Source organism: Plantactinospora sp. BB1 (genome assembly GCF_003030385.1).
GTDB lineage: Bacteria > Actinomycetota > Actinomycetes > Mycobacteriales > Micromonosporaceae > Plantactinospora.
The window spans coordinates 1386574-1409360 of sequence record NZ_CP028159.1 but is presented as its reverse complement, the minus strand read 5'-3'; the positions used below and the strand labels follow the sequence as shown (position 1 = coordinate 1409360).

At 72.3% G+C, this 22787-nt stretch carries 5 protein-coding genes and 1 pseudogene; all 6 read left to right on the top strand.

Annotation, left to right across the window (positions count from 1 at the left end):
- Window positions 1–16: 16 nt before the first annotated feature.
- Window positions 17–5143, top strand: coding sequence for a non-ribosomal peptide synthetase (locus tag C6W10_RS05920; protein WP_107257170.1), 5127 nt, complete (start codon window positions 17–19; stop codon window positions 5141–5143).
- Window positions 5140–16185 carry a non-ribosomal peptide synthetase gene (locus C6W10_RS05915; RefSeq protein ID WP_107257169.1) on the top strand — a complete coding sequence of 3682 codons (11046 nt, stop codon included), beginning with the start codon at window positions 5140–5142 and terminating at the stop codon, window positions 16183–16185. Before C6W10_RS05920 ends, C6W10_RS05915 begins: the two co-directional genes overlap by 4 nt.
- Before the next feature lie 5 nt (window positions 16186–16190).
- Window positions 16191–19100: pseudogene (locus tag C6W10_RS05910) on the top strand (amino acid adenylation domain-containing protein); the annotation flags it as partial.
- A gap of 216 nt (window positions 19101–19316) precedes the next feature.
- Entirely contained in the window at window positions 19317–20264 is a 948-nt protein-coding gene (locus C6W10_RS39615) for an ornithine carbamoyltransferase (protein WP_107270847.1), read from the top strand.
- Complete coding sequence (locus C6W10_RS05905; protein ID WP_159104482.1) at window positions 20261–21727, top strand: MFS transporter; 1467 nt, start codon at window positions 20261–20263, stop codon at window positions 21725–21727. The genes C6W10_RS39615 and C6W10_RS05905 overlap by 4 nt, the downstream gene beginning before the upstream one ends.
- Window positions 21728–21838: 111 nt before the next feature.
- Window positions 21839–22780: a TauD/TfdA family dioxygenase gene (locus C6W10_RS05900; RefSeq protein WP_107257166.1), complete on the top strand. Its 942-nt coding sequence runs from the start codon at window positions 21839–21841 to the stop codon at window positions 22778–22780.
- Window positions 22781–22787 lie beyond the last annotated feature (7 nt).

The following is a 22787-nucleotide window of genomic DNA, read 5'->3' as shown; positions in this document are numbered from 1 at the left end:
GAGGTGAGGAGCACCCATGAACCCCGATCGAAGCCGGACTGACCTGGTCGGCGACTCCAGCGGGCCGGCGAGCGTCGCCGGGTCCGCCAACATCCTGCCGGCGCTGGTCGCCCGCCAGGTGGCGGCCACGCCCGACGCGGTCGCCGTGCTGGCCGGCGACGTCGAGGTGACGTACGCCGAACTGGACCGCCGGGCCAACCGGCTGGCCCGGTACCTGCGCGGCCTCGGTGCCGGGCCCGACACGCTGGTCGGGGTCTGCCTGCCCCGCGGCGTCGACCTGGTCGTCGCGCTGCTCGGCGTCTGGAAGGCGGGTGCCGGCTACCTGCCGCTGAGCCCGGACCACCCTCGGGACTGGGCGACCTGGGTGCTGACCGACACCGGCGCCGGGATCGTGCTCACCGGCTCGGCCCACGCCGAGCTGGTGGCCGGCACCGGTGCCCGGGTGCTCCACCTCGACGACATCGCCGCCGAACTCGCCGGGCTGCCCGACAAGGCGCCGGTCAACCCGGCGACCGGGGACGACCTCGCCTACGCGATCTACACCTCCGGCTCCACCGGCCGGCCCAAGGGCGTCATGATCAGCCACGCGGCGATCGCCAACCGGGTCGACTGGGCGGTCCGGCAGCACGGCCTCGGCCCGGCCGACCGGGTGTTGCAGAAGACCGCGCTGACCTTCGACGCGGCCTGCTGGGAGTTCTTCGCCCCGCTGGTCAGCGGCGGTGCGGTGGCGCTCGCCCCGGTCGGCGCCGAGCGTGACCCGGCGGCCCTGGTCCGGGCGATCAGCCGGTACGGCGTCACCGTCTTCCAGGGCGTGCCGTCGGTGCTCCGGCTGGTCGCCGACGATCCGGGCTGGCGGGACTGCACCTCGCTGCGGCTGCTCTTCTCGGCCGGCGAGCCGCTGCACGCCGAGCTGTGCCGGCGGCTCACCGACGGACTCAAGGTCACCCTCTGGAACACGTACGGGCCGACCGAGTGCGCCATCGACGTGACCGCGCACCCGTACGACCCGGCGCTGCCGACCGGCCCGGTGCCGATCGGCCGGCCCCTGGCCAACCTGCGGGTGCTGGTGCTGGACCCGAACGGGGACCCGGTGCCGGTCGGGGTCGCCGGTGAACTGCACGCCGGCGGGGTCGGGGTGGCCCGGGGCTACCTCGGCCGGCCGGAGCTGACCGCCGAGAAGTTCGTCCCCGACCCGTACGGGCCGCCGGGGTCCCGGCTCTACCGCACAGGCGACCTGGTGCGGTGGCGGACCGACGCGACCCTGGAGTACATCGGGCGGCTCGACCACCAGGTGAAGGTGAACGGCGTCCGGATCGAGCCCGGCGAGGTGGAGTCCGCACTCGTCGCCCACCCGGACGTCGACGCCGCCGTGGTGCTGGCCGTGGAGACCGCCGAGGGCGGCAAGCGGCTCGTCGGGTACGTCACCGGCGAGCGGGTGCCGACCGCCGACCGGCTGCGTACCTTCCTCCGGGACCGGCTGCCCGACCCGATGATCCCGGCCGCCTTCGTGGCCCTGCCCGAGTTCCCGCTGAACAGCAGCGGCAAGGTGGACCGGGCCGCGCTGCCGGCCCCGGAGATCGGCGCCGAGGACGGCCGCCCGCCGTACGTGGCGCCGCGCACCGCCGCCGAGCGGCTGGTCGCCCGCTCCTGGGCGGAACTGCTCAAGGTGGACCGGGTCGGCGCGCACGACGACTTCTTCTCGCTCGGCGGCTCCTCGCTGCTGCTCACCCGGCTCGCCAACCAGCTCCGGGCGGCCTCCGGCAGCAAGGTACCGCTGCGCGGCCTCTTCACCGCACCCACCGTCGAGCAGCAGGCGAAGCTGATCTCGGTGCCCTCCGACGACGGCCCGCCGATCGTCCCGGTGCCCCGGACCGGGCCGCTGCCGCTGTCGTTCGGGCAGCGCCGGCTCTGGTTCCTGGACCGACTGGAGCCGGGCAACACCGAGTGGGTCGCCCCGCTCTTCGTCCGGCTCGGCAAGGAGGTCAGCCAGAGCACGGTCCGGCGGGCGCTGGACGCGCTGGCCGGGCGGCACGAGATCCTCCGCACCCGCTACGTCGAGTTCGGTGGCGAGCCCCGCCAGGTGGTCGACGCGCCCGGCCCGGTCGAGCTGCGGGTGGTCGAGGCCGACGCCGCCGACCTGGAGACGGTGTTCCGCGGCGAGTTCGAGCGCGGCTTCGACCTGGCCACCGGCCCGGTCTGGCGGGCGCTGCTGGTCCGCTTCCCGGGTACGCCGACGCCGGCCCCGCCGACCTCGGTGCGGATCCCGGCCACGGCCGGGCGTACCCCGGCCGGCGAGTCGGTGCTGCTGCTCACCCTGCACCACATCGCCTGCGACGGCTGGTCGTCGGTGGTGCTGGAGCGGGAGCTGCGGGAACTCTGCGCGGCGACGGTTGCCGGCCGCGCCCCGGAACTGCCGGAGCAGCCGATCCAATACCCCGACTTCGCGAGCTGGCAGCAGGGCTGGCTGACCGAGGAGGTGCTGGCGGCGGAGCTGGCGTACTGGCGGAAGACCCTGGACGGGCTCGGCCCGCTGGACCTGCCGACCGACCGGCCCCGACCGGCCCGCCGCGATCCCAGGGGCGCGCTCGCCCCGTTCACCATCCCGACCGAACTCGCCGCCGCGATCCGTGACCTCGGCCGGCGGTACGGCGCCTCGCCGTACATGACGATGCTGACCGCGTTCAGCACGCTCCTCGCCCGGTACGCCGGACGCTGGGACGTCGCCGTCGGCACCCCGGTGGCCGGCCGCAACCGGCCCGAGCTGGAGGAGATGGTCGGCTTCTTCCTCAACTCGCTGGTGCTGCGACCGAACCTGACCGCCGGGATGCGGTTCGGTGAGGCGCTGGAGGCGACCCGGGAGGTCTGCCGGGCCGCGTTCGCGCACCAGACGTTGCCGTTCGAGCAGCTCGTCGACGACCTCCAGCCGGACCGGGACATGTCCCGTACCCCGCTCTTCCAGGTCGCCTTCGACCTGCACGACGAGGGGCTGACCGGCGGTGCGGTGCGCGCCGACGACCTGGCCGCGTTCACCGAGGCGTGGCAGATCGCCAAGACCGACCTGACGCTCTTCGTCCGGGTCCAGGAAGACGGCGCGATGCTCGGCGCCCTGGAGTACGCGACCGCGCTCTTCGACCGCTCCACCGTGGACCGGATGGGCGGCCACCTGGTCCGGCTGCTCCAGGCGGTCACCGCCGACCCGGAGCTGCGGCTCGGCGCGGTGGACTTCCTCGACCCGGTCGACGAGCTGGTCGGCACCGGCCGGATCGACCCGTTCCGCACCGGTGCCCCGGACCGCTGCCTGCACCAGGTCTTCGAGGAGCGGGTGCTGCTCGCCCCGGAGGCGGTGGCGGTGACCTTCCAGGACGTCTCGCTGACGTACGCCGAGGTGAACGCCCGGGCGAACCGGCTGGCACACCGGCTGCGGGCCGGCGGGATCGGGGCCGGCTCGCTGGTCGGCGTCTGCCTGGAGCGCGGGATCGACCTGGTGCCGACCCTGATCGGGGTGCTGAAGTCCGGTGCGGCGTACCTGCCGCTGGATCCGGCGCAGCCGGTGGACCGGCTCGGCCTCATGGTCGACGACGCGGGTGCTCCGGTGGTCGTGACGCAGTCGTCGCTGGTCGGCACGGTCTCCGGGTTCTTCGACGGCGACCTGCTGGTGCTCGACCGGGAGGACCTGTCGGGGCAGCCGGTGGCGAACCCGACGCCGGTCTCGCACCCCGAGGACCTGATCTACGTGATCTACACGTCCGGGTCGACGGGGCGGCCGAAGGGCGTCTGCCTGAGCCACGCCAACGTGCTCCGGCTCTTCACCACCACCCACCCGCAGTACGGCTTCTCCGCCGACGACGTGTGGACGCTGTTCCACTCGTACGCCTTCGACGTCTCCGTCTGGGAACTCTGGGGTGCCCTCGCCTACGGCGGCCGGCTGGTGGTGGTGCCGCGCGAGGTGACCCGGCTGCCGGACGAGTTCCTGGAGCTGCTGGTCACCGAGCGGGTCACGGTGCTCAGCCAGACCCCGTCGGCGTTCCGCGCCATGGTCGGGTTCGCCCGGGACGGCAACCCCCGGCTGGACCGGCTGTCGCTGCGGGCCGTGGTCTTCGCCGGCGAGAAGCTGGAGATGGCCGAGCTGGCCCCCTGGATGGCCCGGTTCGGTGACCGGCCGGCACTGGTCAACATGTACGGCATCACCGAGACGACGGTGCACTCCACCTACCACCGGGTACGTCCGCAGGACATCACCGGTTCCGGCAACCCGATCGGCTATCCGCTGAGCGACTCCCGGATCTACCTGCTGGACGGCTACGGCAACCTGGTCCCGGTCGGGGTCCCCGGCGAGATCCACGTCGGCGGTCCGGCGGTGGCCCGGGGCTACCTGAACCGGCCGGAGCTGACCGCGCAGCGGTTCGTGCCGGACCCGTTCGCGGCCGAGCCGGGGGCCAGGATGTACCGCAGCGGCGACCTGGCCCGGCGCCGCCCCGACGGCGGGCTCGACTTCCTCGGCCGGATCGACCACCAGGTGCAGATCCGCGGCTACCGGGTCGAGCTGGGCGAGATCGAGACCGTGCTCGCCGCGCACCCCGGCGTCCGGAACGCGGTCGTGCTGACCGACGAGCCGGAGCCGGGCCAGCCGAGGGTCGTCGCCTACTACGTACCCGACGCCGACGACCCGCCGCTCGTCCCCGACCTGGTCGGCTACTGCGGCAGCCGGCTGCCCGACTACATGGTGCCGGGCGTCTTCGTGCCGCTGGAGAAGATTCCGCTGACCCCCAACGGCAAGCTCGACCGTCGCGCGCTGCCGACCCCGGCCCGGACGGTCGCCGAGGTGGACGCGGCGGGCTACGTCGCACCGCAGGGTCCGGTCGAGGAGCGGATCGCCGAGATCTGGGCCGAGCTGCTCGACGTCGACGCCGGTACCCAGACGAACTTCTTCACCGTCGGCGGCCACTCGATCCTCGCGGTCCGGCTGGCCTCCCGGATCCAGGAGGAGTTCGAGATCGACCTACCGGTGCGGACCGTCTTCGAACGGCCCACGATCGCGCGGATCGCCGAGGCGGTCGAGGAGCGGATCCGCGCCGAGATCGACGAGCTTTCCGAGTCCGACCTGCTGGCCGGCCTGGCGTTGCTGAAGGAGCAAGAGGTATGAGCACGGTCGAGGGCACGATCGAACGCGGTGTCGAGGCGGCCCGGGAGGAACTGCTCCGGGCCCGGCTCGCCGGGCGGCTGCGCGGCGGTCGCCGCGCGGCACTGACCCGGGTCGACCGGAGCGGTCCACTGCCGCTCTCCTTCGGACAGCAGCAGATGTGGTTCCTGAGCAGGCTGGACCCGGGAAGCTGGGAATATCTGGTACCGCTCGCGCTGCGGCTGCGCGGCCCGCTGGACTCCGCCGCGCTGCGCCGGGCGCTGACCGAACTGGTCGGCCGGCACGAGATCCTGCGTACCCGGTACGCGCTGGTCGCCGGCGAGCCGGTCCAGGTGATCGACCCGGCCGGGCCGGTCGAGCTGGCGGTGACGGACCTGACCGACCTGCCCGAGGCGGAGCGGGAGCGCCGGGGCTTCGACCGGGCCGCCGAGGAGCCGTCGATCCCGTTCGACCTGGCCACCCAGTGGCCGGTCCGGGCCCGGCTGGTCCGGCTGGCCGACGACGACCACCTGCTGGTCGTGGTCTTCCACCACGTCGCCTGCGACGCCTGGTCGGTCGGGGTCTTCGCCGAGGAACTCAGCGAGCTGTACGCGGCCGCGCTCGCCGGCCGGCCCAGCACCCTCGCCCCGCTGCCGGTGCAGTACGCCGACTACGCCGCCTGGGAGCGGAACCGCTCGGAGGCGGAGCACCAGCGGCACCTGGACTACTGGCGGCAGCAGCTCGCCGGGGTGCCGCCGCTGGACCTGCCGGCGGACCGGCCCCGCCCGGTGACCCGGGACTGGGCCGGTGCGGTCGTCGAGGTGGAGCTGCCGGCCGCGCTCGGCGGGCAGCTGCGCGACCTCGCCCGGCGGCACGACGCCACCCTGTTCATGGTGCTGCTCACCGGCTACCAGGCGCTGCTGTCCCGGTACACCGGCGGCACCGACATCCCGGTCGGCACGGTGGTCTCCGGACGCAACCGGCCCGAGCTGGCCAAGCTGATCGGGTACGGCATCAACAGCCTGGTGATGCGGGCCCGCTGGGACTCCGACATCACCTTCGGCGAGCTGCTGGCGGCCAACCGGCAGACCGTGCTGGCCGCCTTCGACCACCAGGAGGTGCCGTTCGGGCAGCTCGTCGACGAACTCCAGCCGGAGCGGGACATGTCCCGTACCCCGCTGTTCCAGGTCGCCTTCACCATGCACGAGGCGGGCGCCGGGGCGTACGCGATGCCGGGGCTGACCGTCTCGGCGCTGGACGCGCTCTCCCAGGTCTCCCGCTTCGACCTGACGCTCCAGATCCGGGAGGCCGCCGACGGCGGGCTCCGGGCCCACCTGGAGTACGCGACCGCGCTCTTCGACGGGGCCACGATGCGGCGCCTCGGCGGGCACCTGGTCCGGCTGCTCCAGGCCGTCGTCGCCGACCCGGATCGGGCACTCTCGGCGGTCGACCTGCTCGACGACGCCGAGCGGGCCGAGGTCACCGGGGTCGCCGACCCGTTCCGGATCGAGGCGGTGCCGCCGACCCGGACCGTGCACCAGGTCTTCGAGGAGCGGGTGGCCGGCGCGCCGGACGCGGTGGCGGTGACCTTCGAGGGCGTCTCGTTGACGTACGCCGAGGTGAACGCCCGGGCGAACCGGCTGGCGCACCGGCTCCGCGCGCTCGGCGCGGGGCCGGAGTCCCTGGTCGGGGTCTGCCTGGAGCGGGGCATCGACCTGGTCCCGACCCTGCTCGGGGTGCTGAAGTCCGGTGCGGCGTACCTGCCGCTGGATCCGGCGCAGCCGGTCGACCGGCTCGGCTTCATGGTCGGCGACGCGGGCGCGTCGGTGATCGTGACCCAGTCGTCGCTGGCCGGTACGGTCGCCGGCTTCTCCGACGGTGCCGTGGTCAACCTCGACGAGGAGGACCTGTCGGGGCAGCCGGCGGAGAACCCGGTACCGCTCACCGGCCCGGAGAACCTGATCTACGTCATCTATACGTCGGGGTCGACGGGGCGGCCGAAGGGCGTCTGCCTGACCCACGCCAACGTGCTCCGGCTGCTGACCGTCGGCGAGACCCACTACCGGTTCTCCGCCGCCGACGTCTGGCCGCTGTTCCACTCGTACGCCTTCGACGTCTCCGTCTGGGAACTCTGGGGCGCGCTGCTCTACGGCGGCCGGCTCGTGGTGGTGCCGCGCGAGGTGACCCGGGTGCCGGACGAGTTCCTGGAGCTGCTCGTCCGGGAGCGGGTCACGGTGCTCAACCAGACCCCGTCGGCGTTCCGCAGCCTGGTCGGCTTCGCCCGGGACGACGACCCCCGACTCGCCGCGCTGGAGCTGCGGGCGGTGGTCTTCGCCGGCGAGAAGCTGGAGATGGCCGAGCTGGCCCCCTGGACCGACCGGTTCGGCCTGGACCGCCCGGCCCTGCTCAACATGTACGGCATCACCGAGACGACGGTGCACTCCAGCTTCCACCAGGTACGCCCGCAGGACATCGGCGACCCCGGCAACCCGGTCGGCTACCCCCTCGGCGACCTGCGGATCTATCTCCTCGACCGGTACGGCAACCTGGTCCCGGTCGGCGTGCCGGGTGAGATCCACGTGGGTGGTCCCGGGGTGGCCCGGGGCTACCTCAAGCGGCCGGAGCTGACCGCGCAGCGGTTCGTGCCGGACCCGTTCGCTTCCGAGCCGGGGGCCCGGATGTACCGCAGTGGCGACCTGGCGAGGCGCCGCCCCGACGGCGGGCTGGACTTCCTCGGCCGGATCGACGACCAGGTGCAGATCCGTGGCTACCGGGTCGAGCTGGGCGAGATCGAGACCGTGCTCGCCGCGTACCCGGGGGTCCGGGACGCGGTGGTGGTGGTCCGGGAGGACATCCCCGGCGACAAGCGACTCGTCGGCTACCTGGTGGCCGAGGGCGACCAGGTGCCGACCCCGGCCGAGCTGCGCGAGTTCCTCGCCCGGGGTCTGCCGGAATACATGGTGCCGGCCGCGTTCGTGCCGCTGGAGAAGATTCCGCTGACCGCCAACGGCAAACTCGACCGCCGCGCGCTGCCCGCGCCGGACCGCGCCGCACTCTCCGGGGAGCAGGCCTACGTGCCGCCGCGTACCCCGGTCGAGGAGCGGGTCGCGGCGATCTGGCGGGGCGTGCTCGGGGTCGAGCGGGTCGGCGTGCACGACAGCTTCTTCGACCTCGGCGGGCACTCGATCCGGGCGGTCGCCCTGGTCGGCGAGCTGCGGTCGATCGGACTGGACGTCTCCGTCCGGGACGTCTTCGCGCACCGCACCGTCGCGGAACTCTGCGGGATCCTCGACGGCCGGTCCGCGCCGGCCGCGCAGGAGCGCCCGGTGGCGCCGTTCGAGCTGCTCTCCGCCGAGGACCGGGCGAAGGTGCCGGCCGGCGCCAGCGACGCGTACCCGCTCTCCCGGGTCCAGGCCGGCATGGTCGTCGAGATGCTCTCCGACGGGGAGCTGCACGCGTACCACAACGTGACGTCGTTCCGGATCCGTGACGAGCAGCCGTTCGCGCTGGAGGCACTCCGCGAGGCGGCCCGGATCGTGGTGGCCCGGCACGAGGTGCTGCGGACCGCGATCGACCTGACCACGTACTCGGTGCCGATGCAGGTGGTGTACCCGACCGCCGAGATGCCGGTCGGGGAGCGGGACCTGCGGCACCTGGACGCCGCCGAGCTGGACCGGTCGCTGCGCGAGTTCACCGCGGTGGAGCGGGCCGACGTCTTCGACCTGGCCCAGCCGGCCCTGATGCGGCTGCACGCGCACGTCTGCGACGACAAGACCTGGTGGCTCTCGGTCACCGAGTGCCACGCCATCATCGAGGGCTGGAGCCACCACTCGCTGTTGATGGAGGTGCTCGACCTCTACCGGGAGATCCGCGACGGCGGTACGCCGGCCGAGGTCGAGCCGCCGCCGGTGCGGTTCGCCGACTTCATCGGCGCCGAACTGCGCTCGCTGGCGTCGTCGGACGACCGGGACTACTGGCGGGACATCGTCGGCCGGTACGCCCGGTTCACCCTGCCCACCGGCTGGGGTGACGAGGACGCGCCGCGCGAGTCGCTGATGCTCGGGGTGCCCTTCCACGACCTGGAGTCCGACCTGCGCAAGCTGGCCAGCCGGGCGAAGGCGTCGCTGAAGACGGTGCTGCTCGCCGCCCACCTGAAGGTGATGAGCCAGCTCACCGCCGAGGAGTCGTTCCTGACCGGTCTGGTGCTGCACGGCCGGCCCGAGGTGGTCGGCGCCGACCGGGTCTACGGGATGTACCTGAACAGCCTGCCGTTCGGCTACGACCGGGGCGCCCGGACCTGGCTGGAACTGGTGGCGCGGACGTACGCCCGGGAGATGGAGATCTGGCCCCGCCGCCGGTTCCCGATGCCGGAGATCCAGCGCGAGTTCGGCGACGGCCAGCGGCTGATGGACGTCCGGTTCAGCTACCACGACTTCGACCAGGTCGATCGGGACCTCGTCGACTACATGGCCAGCATCGACGACAGCCCGACCGAGTTCCCGCTCGCCGTGGCGGTCCGGCTCGGCTACGTGACGATGGCGGTCAACCCCCGGGTGCTGAGCCGGGCCAACGGCGACCGGATGGGCGCCATGTACCGGGCCGTGCTGGAGGCGATGGCGGCGGATCCGGAGGGCGACGCCCGGGGTACCTTCCTCGCCGACGAGGAGCGGCAACGGCTGGTGGTGGAGTGGAACCGCACCACCGCCGAACCGACCGGACCGGCCGTGCCGGAGCGCTTCGTCACGCAGATGTCGGCCACCCCGCACGCGGTGGCGGTCGAGTGCGCCGGCCAGCAGCTCACGTACGCCGAACTGGACGCCCGGGCGAACCGGCTCTCCCGGCACCTGCGCGCCTGCGGGGTGGTGCCGGAGTCCGTCGTCGGGGTGCTGCTGGACCGGGGCCCCGAGCTGCTGGTGGCGATGCTGGCGGTCTGGAAGGCCGGCGGTGCGTACGTGCCGCTCGACCCGGCCCACCCGGCCAACCGGCTCGCCGACATGCTGGCCGACGCCGGTACCCGGGTGGTGGTGACCGGCTCCGGCTACGCCGACCGGTTCCCGGAGATCCCGGTGCGGGTCCTGGTGGACCGGGACGCGCCGGCCATCGCCGAGCAGCCGGCGACACCGCTCGTGGTCCCGACCGATCTCGATCGGCTCGCGTACGTGATTTTCACGTCGGGGTCGACGGGTCGGCCGAAGGGTGTGGCGGTGTCGCATCGTGGGTTGGTCAATCATGTGTCGTGGGCGGCGCGGGAGTTGGCTGGTCGTGGTGTTGGTGGTTCGGCGTTGTTCTCGTCGGTGGCGTTCGATCTGGTGGTGCCGAATGTGTGGGCGCCGTTGGTGTCGGGTCAGCGGGTGTGGTTGGCGGGTCCGGATCTGGACATGGCGGATCTGGGTCGGGAGTTGGTGGCTGCCGGTCCGTTCAGTTTCCTGAAGCTGACCCCCGGCCACCTGGAGGTGCTCGCCCACCAGCTCGCACCGGGCGAGGCCAGCGGGCTCGCCGGGATCACCGTGGTGGCCGGCGAGGCGTTCACCCGGCACACCCTGGAGCGCTGGCGCGAGTGCGCCCCGGACGCGGAGCTGGTCAACGAGTACGGCCCGACCGAGGCGTCCGTCGGCACCTGCATCTACCCGGTGCAGGGCGCGCCGAGCGCCGACGTACTGCCGATCGGTCGTCCGCTGCCCGGGATGGCGATGTACGTGCTGGACGTCGACCTGTCGCCGGTTCCGGTGGGTGTGCTCGGTGAGTTGTATGTCGGTGGGGTCGGGGTGGCCCGGGGTTATGTGAACCGGCCGGAGTTGACCGCGGAGCGGTTCGTGCCGGATCCCTTCGGCTCGGCGGGTTCGCGGTTGTACCGGACCGGCGACCTGGTGCGGGTGTTGCCGACCGGTGATGTGGAGTTCGTCGGTCGGGTCGACGACCAGGTGAAGGTGCACGGGTATCGGATCGAGTTGGGTGAGATCCGGTCGGTGTTGCTGGAGCACGGGTCGGTTCGCGACGCGGTGGTGGTCGCGGTGGGTGCGGCGTCGGACAAGCGTCTGGTCGCCTACTGCGTGCCGGTCGAGGGTGAGTTGGACGTTGTCGGGTTGACCGGGCATGCGGCGACCCGGTTGCCGGAGTACATGGTGCCGGCGGCGTTCGTGGTGTTGGATGCGTTGCCGTTGAACGCGAACGGGAAGGTGGATCGTCGGGCGTTGCCGGATCCGGATTCTGCGGCGGTGGATGCGGGGCCGGTGTTCGTGGGGCCGCGTACCGAGGTGGAGGAGCGGATCGCTTCGGTGTGGTGTGCGGTGTTGGGCTTGGAGCGGGTGGGGGTGACGGAGAGTTTCTTCGATCTGGGTGGGCATTCGATTCGGGCGGTGGCGTTGGTCGGGAAGTTGCGGGCGGCCGGGTTCGAGGTGGCGGTCCGGGACGTGTTCCAGTACCGCACCATCGCCGAACTCGCCGAGAAGCTGGCCGGTCCGGTGCCGGAGGCGGCCGTCGCGGGTACGACCGTCGACGGGCCGACCGTGGCACCGTACGCGCTGCTCTCCGCCGAGGACCGGGCCGCGTTGCCGGCCGGGGTGGTCGACGCGTACCCGCTGTCGCAGGTGCAGCTCGGCATGGTCGTCGAGATGCTGGCCGACAACGACCTGCACGCCTACCACAACGTCACCTCGTTCCGGCTGCGCACCGAGCAGTCGTTCGGGCTGGACGCGCTGCGCGAGGCGGCCCGGATCGTGGTCGAGCGGCACGAGCTGCTGCGTACCTCGTTCGACCTGACCAGCTATTCGGTGCCGATGCAGCTCGTGCACGACACCGCCGAGATCCCGATCGGCGTACGCGACATCCGGCAGCTCGACGCGGCCGGGCGGAAGCAGGCGATCCGGGAGTTCACCACGGCGGAACGGGCCGAGCTGTTCGACCTCGGGGTGGCCCCGCTGCTGCGGTTCACCGTGCACGAGGAGAGCGACGAGGCGTGGTGGATGTCCGTCACGGTCTCCCACCCGATCACCGAGGGGTGGAGCCACCGGGCGATGCTGACCGAGCTGCTGGAGCTGTACCAGCAGATCCGGGCCGGCGAAACACCGACACCGGCGACCCGCCCGGCGGTCCGGTACGCGGACTTCATCGCCGCCGAACTCGACTCGCTGGCCTCGACCGAGGACCGCGACTACTGGCGCGGGATCGTCGACGGCTACACCAAGCTGTCGCTGCCGACCGGCTGGGCCGCCGACCCGTCGACGCCCCGGGAGCCGTACTCGGTCACGGTGCCGGTCCGGGACCTGGAGCCGGAGCTGCGGGCGCTGGCGACGTCGACGCGTACCTCCTTGAAGGCGGTGCTGCACGCGGCGCACCTGAAGGTGATGAGCCAGCTCACCGACGAGCCGGTCTTCTACACCGGCCTGGTGTGCAGCGCCCGGCCCGAGGTCGACGGCGCCGACAAGGTCTACGGGATGTACCTGAACACCCTGCCCTTCGCGCACCGGCGCGGAGCGGCGACCTGGGGTGAGCTGGTCCGGCAGGTCTTCGACCGCGAGGTCGAGCTCTGGCCGCACCGGCGCTATCCGATGCCGGCGATCCAGCGTGAGCTGGCCGACGGCCAGCGCCTGCTCGACGTGCGGTTCAGCTACCAGGACTTCGACGCGGTCGACACCGAACTGGTCGACGTGGAGTCCGGCCTCGGCGAGGGGGCCACCGAGTTCGGCCTGGCCGTCGCCGCGATGACCGGGAGCCTGGTGCTGACCGCCGACACGCACATGCTGAGCCGGCCGGACGCGACCCGACTCGGCGCGATGTACCGGGCGGTGCTGGCGGCGATGGCGGCGACCGGTGCCGGCGGCGACGCCCGGCAGAACCACCTGCCGGCGGAGGAGCGGGAGCGGCTGCTCGGCGAGTACGCCGTCAACCCCACCACCGCGCCGACCCGTACCGTTCCGGAGCTGGTCGCCGACGTCGCCGCCGCGCATCCGGACCGGATCGCGGTGGCCCTCGGCGAGCTGGAACTCGACTACGCCGAGCTGGACGCCCGGGCGAACCGGCTGGCCCGGCACCTGCGGTCCCGGGGCGTGGGCCCGGAGTCGCTGGTCGGGGTGCTGCTGGACCGGGGACCGGACCTGATCGCCACCTTCCTGGCGGTCTGGAAGACCGGTGGCGCATACGTGCCGCTGGACCCCTCGTTCCCGGCCGACCGGGTGAACACGATGCTCACCGACGCCGGTGCCCGGGTGGTGGTCACCCGGTCCCGGCACGCGGACCGGTTCGACCCGACGCTGGACTGTGTCCTCGTCGACACCGAGCGCCTGGAGATCGGCAACCGTCCGGCGACCCCTATCGCCGAACCCGCCGACCTCGATCGGCTCGCGTACGTGATTTTCACGTCGGGGTCGACGGGTCGGCCGAAGGGTGTGGCGGTGTCGCATCGTGGGTTGGTCAATCATGTGTCGTGGGCGGCGCGGGAGTTGGCTGGTCGTGGTGTTGGTGGTTCGGCGTTGTTCTCGTCGGTGGCGTTCGATCTGGTGGTGCCGAATGTGTGGGCGCCGTTGGTGTCGGGTCAGCGGGTGTGGTTGGCGGGTCCGGATCTGGACATGGCGGATCTGGGTCGGGAGTTGGTGGCCGCCGGTCCGTTCAGTTTCCTGAAGCTGACCCCCGGCCACCTGGAGATCATCGGCCAGCAGGCCGAGGACGCCCAGCTCGCCGCGCTGGCCGAGATCGTGGTGGTGGCCGGCGAGGCCCTGCCCGGCCCGGTCGCCGAGAACTGGCGCCGGATCCTCGGCGACGGCCGCCTGGTCAACGAGTACGGCCCGACCGAGGCGTCCGTCGGCACCTGCACCTATCCCGTCACCCGTACGCCCGACTCGGACGTGGTGCCGATCGGCCGTCCGCTACCCGGCATGTCGATGTACGTCCTCGACGCCGACCTGTCGCCGGTTCCGGTCGGTGTGCTCGGTGAGTTGTACGTCGGTGGGCTCGGTGTGGCCCGGGGTTACGTCAACCGGCCGGAGTTGACGGCGGAGCGGTTCGTGCCGGATCCCTTCGGCTCGGCGGGTTCGCGGTTGTACCGCACGGGCGACCTGGTGCGGGTGTTGCCGAGCGGTGATGTGGAGTTCGTCGGTCGGGTCGACGACCAGGTGAAGGTGCATGGGTATCGGATCGAGTTGGGTGAGATTCGGTCGGTGTTGCTGGAGCATGGGTCGGTTCGGGACGCGGTGGTGGTGGCGGTGGGTGCGGCGTCGGACAAGCGTCTGGTCGCCTACTGCGTGCCGGTCGACGGTGAGTTGGACGTTGTCGGGTTGACCGGGCATGCGGCGACCCGGTTGCCGGAGTACATGGTGCCGGCGGCGTTCGTGGTGTTGGATGCGTTGCCGTTGAACGCGAACGGGAAGGTGGATCGTCGGGCGTTGCCGGATCCGGATTCTGCGGCGGTGGATGCGGGGCCGGTGTTCGTGGGGCCGCGTACCGAGGTGGAGGAGCGGATCGCTTCGGTGTGGTGTGCGGTGTTGGGCTTGGAGCGGGTGGGGGTGACGGAGAGTTTCTTCGATCTGGGTGGGCATTCGATTCGGGCGGTGGCGTTGGTCGGGAAGTTGCGGGCGGCCGGGTTCGAGGTGGCGGTCCGGGACGTGTTCCAGTACCGCACCATCGCCGAACTCGCCGAGAAGCTCTCCGGACAGTCGGTTGCCGACCAGTCGGTCGAGTCCGGTCCGATCGCGCCGTACGCGCTGCTCTCCGCCGAGGACCGGGCCGCGTTGCCGGCCGGGGTGGTCGACGCGTACCCACTGTCGCAGGTGCAGCTCGGCATGGTGGTGGAGATGCTCGGCGGGGTCGGCGGCAACCGCTACCACAACACCAGCTTCTTCCGGATCCGTGACGAGCAGCCCTTCCAGCCGGAGGCGTTGCGCGAGGCGGCCCGGATCGTCGTCGGGCGGCACGAGCTGCTCCGTACCTCGTTCGACCTGACCAGCTACTCGGTGCCGATGCAGCTCGTGCACGACACCGCCGAGATGCCGGTCGAGGTCTGCGACGTACGGCACCTGGACGACCCGGGCCGGGAGCAGGCGCTGCACGACCTGATCGCCCGGGAGCGGGCGAACCTGTTCGACCTGGCCGACCCGCCGCTGCTCCGGATGGCCGGGTTCGTGGAGGGCGACGACGCCTGGCGGCTCGGCTTCACCCAGTGCCACGCGATCACCGAGGGCTGGAGCCAGCAGTCGCTGCTGATGGAGGTGCTCGACCTCTACCGGCAGCTCGCCGCCGGCCGGGAACCCGAGCCGGTCGTCGCGCCCGGGGTCCGGTACGCGGACTTCATCGCCGCCGAACTCGACTCGCTGGCCTCGACCGAGGACCGGGACTACTGGCAGGGGATCGTCACCCGGCACGCCCGGTTCACCCTGCCGGCCGGTTGGGGTGGCGCCGCCGACGAGGCCGGCAGCTTCCGGGTCCCGGTCGGGTTCCCGGACCTGGAGCCGGGGCTGCGGGCGCTGGCGACGGCGACGCGTACGTCGATGAAGGCGGTGCTGCACGCGGCGCACCTGAAGGTGATGAGCCAGCTCACCGACGAGCCGGCGTTCTTCACCGGCCTGGTGTGCAGCGCCCGGCCGGAGATCGACGGCGCCGACAAGGTGTACGGGATGTACCTCAACACCCTGCCGTTCCCGCACGACCGGACGGCCGGCACCTGGGGCGACCTGGTCCGGCAGGTCTTCGACCGCGAGGTCGAACTCTGGCCGCACCGGCGCTATCCGATGCCGGCGATCCAACGCCGGCTCGGCGGGCGGCAGCTCATCGAGGTGATGTTCAGCTATCAGGACTTCCACCAGGTCGACACGGATCTCGTCGACGTGCGGGCCGGTGCGGGCGACGCCGCCAACGAGTTCGCGCTCGCGGTGTCGACCGGTCCCGGGCACCTGATGCTGCGGGTCCGGCGCTCCGCGCTGACCCCGGAGAACGCCGAGCGGGTGGTCGCGATGTACCGGACGGTGCTGGAGTCGATGGCCGCGGGTGCCGACGGTGACGCCCGGGCGACGTACGTGCCGGCGGGGGAGCTGGACGCGGTGTTGACCGACTGGAACGACACAGCGGTGGAGTGGTGAAGAAGATGAGTCGATCGGTGCACCACATTGTCGAGGCGCAGGCCGCGGCCACCCCGAAGTCGGTGGCGGTGGTCCAGGGCGGCGAGCGGGTCCGGTACGCCGAACTCGACGCGCTGGCGAACCGGTACGCCCAGCACCTGCGGGCGGTCGGGGTCGGGCCGGAGTCGGTGGTCGGGGTGCTGCTGGGGCGGGAGCCGTCCCTGGTGGCCTGGCTGCTGGCGGTCTGGAAGGCCGGTGCGGCGTACGTGCCGCTGGACCCGGAGCTGCCGGCGGAACGGCTGGGCTACATGCTGGAGACCGCCGGCGCGGAACTGGTGGTGAGCGAGTCGAGGCTGGTCGGCCGGCTGAACGGGGTCTACGCCGGCCGGCACGTCCTCGCCGACCGGGACGAGAACGTGATCGAGTCCCGGCCGGCGGAGCCGGTGCCCCGCCGCGACGACCAGCACCAGCTGGCGTACATCATCTTCACCTCCGGCTCGACCGGGCGGCCGAAGGGCGTGCAGATCTCGCACCGGGCGCTGTTGAACCTGCTCTTCTCGATGCGCCGGCTGCTGGACGCCGGCACCGACGACGTCTGGCTCGCCGCCACCTCGCTCTCCTTCGACATCTCCGGGCTGGAGCTGTATCTCCCGCTGGTCACCGGCGGCCGGCTGGTGCTGGCCGACGACGACGAGGTGGGGGACAGTCCGGAGCTGCTCAGCCTGCTCGACCGCTATCCGGTGACGCACGTCCAGGCGACGCCGTCGGGCTGGAAGCTGCTGCTGGACGCGGGTTTCGGGCAACGGCCGGTGGTCGCGCTGGTCGGCGGCGAGGCGCTGCCGCCGGCGCTCGCCGGTGACCTGCGCGGCCGGGTGAAGCGACTGGTCAACGTGTACGGTCCGACCGAGACCGCGATCTGGTCGACGAGTTGGGACGTGCCCGGGGACGTCGAGGTGGTGCCGATCGGCCGGCCGATCGCGAACACCCGGACGTACGTGCTGGACCGGGACTTCCAGCCGGTCGCGGTCGGCGTCGTCGGCGAGCTGTACATCGCCGGTGACGGCGTCGCCCGGGGGTACGTCAACCGCCCCGAGCTGACCGCGGAGAAGTTCCTGCCGGAGCCGTTCGGCAAGGCGGCCGGGACCCGGATGTACCGCACCGGTGACCTGGTCCGGTACGGGCCGGACGGGAACCTGGAGTTCCTGGGTCGGGCGGACCACCAGGTGAAGATCCGGGGGCACCGGATCGAGCTGCCCGAGATCGAGGAGCGGCTGCTCGCCCATCCGGACGTCCGCAACGGGGTGGTGGTGGCCCGGGAGGACCAGGGCGGCGAGAAGTGGCTTGCCGGCTACGTCGTACCGGTGGACGGCCGGCCGATCGAGCCGGCCGGGCTGCGTGACTTCCTGGCCGAGGCGCTGCCCGGCTACATGGTGCCGGTCGCCTTCGTCACCCTGGACGCGTTGCCGCTGAACTCGGCCGGCAAGGTGGACCGGCGGGCGCTGCCGGCGCCGGAGCGCACGTCCTTCGGTGGCGAGCGCGAGTTCGTGGCGCCGCGCAACGAGATCGAGCGGCGGATCGCCCGGATCTGCGTGGAGGTGCTCGGCATCGACCGGGTGGGGGTGCACGACAGGTTCTTCGACCTGGGCGCCGACTCGATGCGGATCGTGCAGCTCGTCACCGCCGCCCGGAAGGCCGACCTTCCGGTGTCGTTGCGGATGCTCTACCAGCACGGCAGCGTCGCCGAGCTGGCCGTCGCCCTCGGCGCACCGGCTCCGGCCAGTCTGCTCGTCGAGCCGACCCAGCTGCTGCCCGTCATCACACCGGGCCGGGACAGGGCCGCAGCCCCCGCACCGGAAGCGGTGGCAGCCGCCGCACCGGAACCGAACGCCGCCGCACCGGCAGCGGTCGCCGTCACGGCCGAGCCGGTCACCGCCGGCACCGCCGAGCCGGTGCCGGCCGCCCGGGTCGAGCCGGGTCCGGTGGGTCGGCTCGCCGCCGGGCCGTCGCCGCTGCCCACCATGGCCGCGCATCAGATACCCGGGGCGAGTGTCGCGCTGGTCCGGGCCGGCCAGGTCGCCGAGGTACGCGGCTACGGCGTACTCGTCGCCGGTGGGGCCGAGCCGGTCACCCCGGAGACCCCGTTCCAGGTCGCCTCGATCAGCAAGCACGTGACCGCGCTCGGCGTACTCCGGCTGGTCGGTCAGGGGCGGCTGGAGCTGGACGCCGACGTGAACCGGTACCTCACCTCGTGGCGGGTGCCGGACGGGCCGGCGCCGGTCACCGTACGGCACCTGCTGGCGAACCTCTCCGGCCTCTCCACCAGCCCGAACACCGGGTACGCCCCGACCGAGCCGATGCCGGACCTGCTCGACGTGCTGCACGGCCGCCCGCCGGCGACCTCCGAGCCGGTCCGGCCCGAACTGGTGCCGGGGGAGTCGTTCCGGAAGACCAACAGCCACTACGCGGTGCTGCAACAGGTGCTGGTCGACCTGACCGGTGAACCGTTCCCGGAGCTGCTCCGCCGGCTCGTCCTGGCACCGCTGGGCATGACCGACAGTAGTTTCGACCCGGCGTTCCCGGCCGACCCCGCCCGGCGGGTCGCGCTCGGTCACGACGAGCACGGGGTACCCGTACCCGGTGGCTGGCGCAACCGTCCGGCGCTGGCCGCCGGGGGTCTCTGGACGACCGCCGCGGACCTGGCCCGGGTGCTGGTCGAGATCCACCGTGCGCACCTGGGCGGCGGCGAGCTGCTCACCCCGGAACTCGCCGCCGAACTGGTGGCGGTCGCCTCGCCGGGCACCTTCTACGGTCTCGGCACGGTCGTCGACGACACCGCGCCGGACCTGGAGTTCGGGCACCCGGGCGAGACGGTCGGCTACCGGGCGATGACCATGGGCCGGCTCCGCGCCGGTGACGGCTTCGTGGTGCTGACGAACTCCGAGTCCGGCAAGGCGGTGCAGTCGTTCGTCGCCACCGAACTGGCCGGCTGGGTCGAGCGGCCCGGCGGCGCGGCGGCGACGGCGGGTTACGCCGCCGCCGAGGACGACGAGACCATCCGGGTCGGCGAGCCGGCCGGGCGCGCCGGAACCGAGGCCGACCTGACCCGGGACGCGGCGCCGGCCACCGGTCCGGTGCGGGAGGAGGCGCGGACGGTGCGACACCTGATCTCGATCAACGACCTGACCGACGAGGACCTGCGGTCCATCGTCGCCCGGGGGGTACGGTTCCGGTCCGGGCAGGCCCGGCGGGAGCGGCCGCTCGACGGCGACGTGGTCGGCGTCTACTTCAAGCGGACCTCGACCCGGACCCGGACCGCGTTCTCCAGCGGTGCGCTGCGGCTCGGCGCGCAGATCGTCGCGTACGGGCCGGAGGACCTCCAGCTCAACACCGGCGAGACGCACGCCGACACCGGCCGGGTGATGTCCCGGATGCTCGACGTGCTGGTGGCCCGCACCTCGGGTGACCCGGCGGAGTTGCGGCAACTGGCCGACCAGGACCGGATGTCGGTGGTCAACGCGATGAGCGCCGACGAGCACCCGACCCAGGCGCTGACCGACCTGACCACCATGCTCGACCACTTCGGACGGATCGACGGGCTGCGGGTGCTCTACGTCGGCGAGGGCAACAACAGCGCCGCCGCGCTGGCCCTGGCCCTGACCCGGTACGCCGGCACCCACCTGGAGCTGCGTACCCCGCCGGGGTACGGGCTGACCGAGGAGATCAGGGCGACCGCCTCCGCGCAGGCGGCCCGGGGTACGGCGACGATCCGCGAGCGGCACGACATGGCGGAGCTGCCCGGCGGTTTCGACGTCGTCTACACCACCCGCTGGCAGACCACCGGCACCAGCAAGCCCGACCCGAACTGGCGGGAGATCTTCGCACCGTTCCAGGTCGACGCCGGGCTCTGGGTCGGCAGCCCGGACGCGGTCTTCATGCACGACCTGCCGGCGCACCGGGGCGAGGAGGTCACCGCCGAGGTGCTGGACGGCCCGGCGAGCATCGCCTTCGAGCAGGCGGAGAACAAGATGCACAGCGCGATGGCGGTGTTGGAGTGGTGCCGCCGTGGCCCGGTCGACGGGCCGCCGGGGTCCGGATCGTGAGCATCGTGGAGGAGCCCGCCCCGCCATCCGGCGGGGCGGTGCCGCGTGGTGCCCCGCCGACACCTCCCGGTGAACCTCCGGCGCCGGCCGAACCAGGCCCGCCGAGTGTTCCGCTGCGCCGCAACCGGGACTTCCTGCTGCTCTGGGTCGGGGCGGCCGGCACCCTGATCGGGGCCCGGATCACCTCGATCGCGTACCCGATGCTGGTGCTCTGGTACACCGGCTCGGCCGGGAACGCGGGCCTGGTCGGGGCCGCGGCGCTGCTGCCGCATCTGCTGGTCCAGTTGCCGGCGGGCGCGTTCGTCGACCGCTGGGACCGCCGCCGGATGATGATCTTCTGTGATCTGGGCTGTCTCGTCGCCACCGGCAGCGTGGCCCTGGCCGTGCTGCTCGACCGGATCTGGGTGCCCCAGCTCATGGTCGTGGCGTTCGTGCAGACCAGCCTGAGCGTCTTCTACCAGCTCGGCGAGCGGGCCGCCGTCCGGCAGCTCGTCCCGGCCGATCAACTGTCGACCGCGCTGACCCAGAACGAGGCCCGGGGCCGCGCGGCGGTGCTGATCGGTCAGCCGGTCGGCGGGGTGCTCTTCACGGCGGCCAAGTGGGCGCCGTTCCTCTTCACCACGATCGCCCACCTCGGCTCCCTGATCGCGCTGCTGCTGATCCGCAAGCCCTTCCAACAGGCCCGTACGGAGCGACGCGTCACCACGCTGCGCGCCGACATCGCCGAGGGGCTGGCCTGGATGTGGCAACAGCGCTTCCTGCGTACCGTGCTGGGGTTCGTGGCGATCAGCAATGCCGTCTTCCAGGCGCTCACCCTGGCGTTGATGGTCATCATCCGCAACGGCGGCGGTTCGGCCGCCGTGGTCGGCGCGGTGATCGGGGCCAGTGGCATCGGCGGGATGCTCGGCGCGCTGAGCGGCATGTGGTGGCTGCGCCGGGCCACCCTGCGGGCCCTGGTGGTGGGCGGGCTGGCCGCCTGGGCGGTGACGGTGCCGCTGATGGCCTTCACCACCAACCCGGTCCACCTGTCGGTGATCTTCGCCGCCAACAGCTACGTCGGCGGACTCTTCAACGTGGTCGGCATGGTGTACATGGTCCGGATCACCCCGGATCCGATGATGGGCCGGGTCGGCGCGGTCGCCACGCTGCTGGCCTCGGGGTCGAACTTCCTCGGCGCGCTGGGTGGCGGGGTGCTGCTGGCCGGCGCCGGGATCCGGCCGACGGTGCTGTGGCTCAGCGCGGTGATGTCGTCGCTGGTGGTGCTCGCCGTGCTCAGTCCGGCGGTGCGGGGCATCGCCCGGACTCCGGACAACGCCCGGATGGTCCGCCGACTCGGCCGGCACGCGGCGCCCGGCCGCAACAACGTGCCTCCGGCGGCCGGTGTCCGGACCGGGAACGGCGCCGCCGGTCCGACCGTTGCCGCAGCTCAGCCGGCCAATGGCCGCAGTATCGAGAAAGTATAGATCTTGCCTGCATCCTTGGACTGGATGACGGCTGTGTCACCGACGCATTACCTTCCGATTCCCGCTACCGGTCTCCACCTTTCGCGGGAGTCCCCTCGAAGGGAGAGTCCGATGGAAGGTCACCAGACCTGGAGACCGATGGAGATCGACCCGGCGGCCGCCGGGGTGGCGGCGAGCCCGCAGGGGCTGGTCGACTACCTCTCGACGACGCCGGACCTGGAGAAGCAGCTGACCGCCGAGAAGGCGCTGGTCTTCCGTGGCTTCCAGGTGACGGAGGAGACGCTCGACCCGGTCATGGACCGGCTGCTGCCCAACCGGCTGGCGTACGTGCACGGCAACTCGCCGCGCACCAAGGTGGGGAAGAACGTCTACACCTCCACCGAGTACCCGCCCGAGTTCACCATCTCGATGCACAACGAGCTGTCGTACGCCCACCAGTGGCCGTCCCGGCTGATGTTCTTCTGCCACACGGCGGCGGAGACCGGTGGCGCCACTCCGGTGGTCGACGCCGCACTCTGGCTGCACTCGCTGGACCCGGAGGTGCGCGCCGCGTACGCCGGTGGGGTGCGCTACACCCAGAACCTGCACGACGGCTTCGGTCTCGGCAAGAGCTGGCAGGACACCTTCGAGACCTCGGACCGGGACGAGGTCGAGGCGTTCCTGAGCAGCACCGAGGCGAAGTGGGAGTGGAAGTCCGACGGTGGGCTGCGGGTCACCCAGGACCGCCCCTCCACCACCCGGCACCCGGTGACCGGGGTCGAGGTGTGGTTCAACCAGTCCGACCAGTGGCACCCGGCGGCGCTCGGTGACGAGACCGCGAAGTCGCTGGCCGAGGTGCTGCCGCCGGACGAGCTTCCGCAGTCGGTCACCTTCGCCGACGGCACTCCGATCCCCGACGACTACGTTATCCAGGTACGCGATCGCGGTCTGGAGAGCGCCGTCGATGTCAACTGGTGCCAGGGTGACGTGTTGCTGATCGACAATGTACTGGTCGGCCACGGCCGGCGTCCGTTCACCGGACGGCGCCGGGTCCTGGTTGCCATGTCCGACTGAGCCGCCG

Coding starts and splice junctions, on each gene's coding strand:
- C6W10_RS05920 (WP_107257170.1), top strand. CDS start 17: ATGAACCCCGATCGAAGCCGGACTGACCTGGTCGGCGACTCCAGCGGG.
- C6W10_RS05915 (WP_107257169.1), top strand. CDS start 5,140: ATGAGCACGGTCGAGGGCACGATCGAACGCGGTGTCGAGGCGGCCCGG.
- C6W10_RS05900 (WP_107257166.1), top strand. CDS start 21,839: ATGGAAGGTCACCAGACCTGGAGACCGATGGAGATCGACCCGGCGGCC.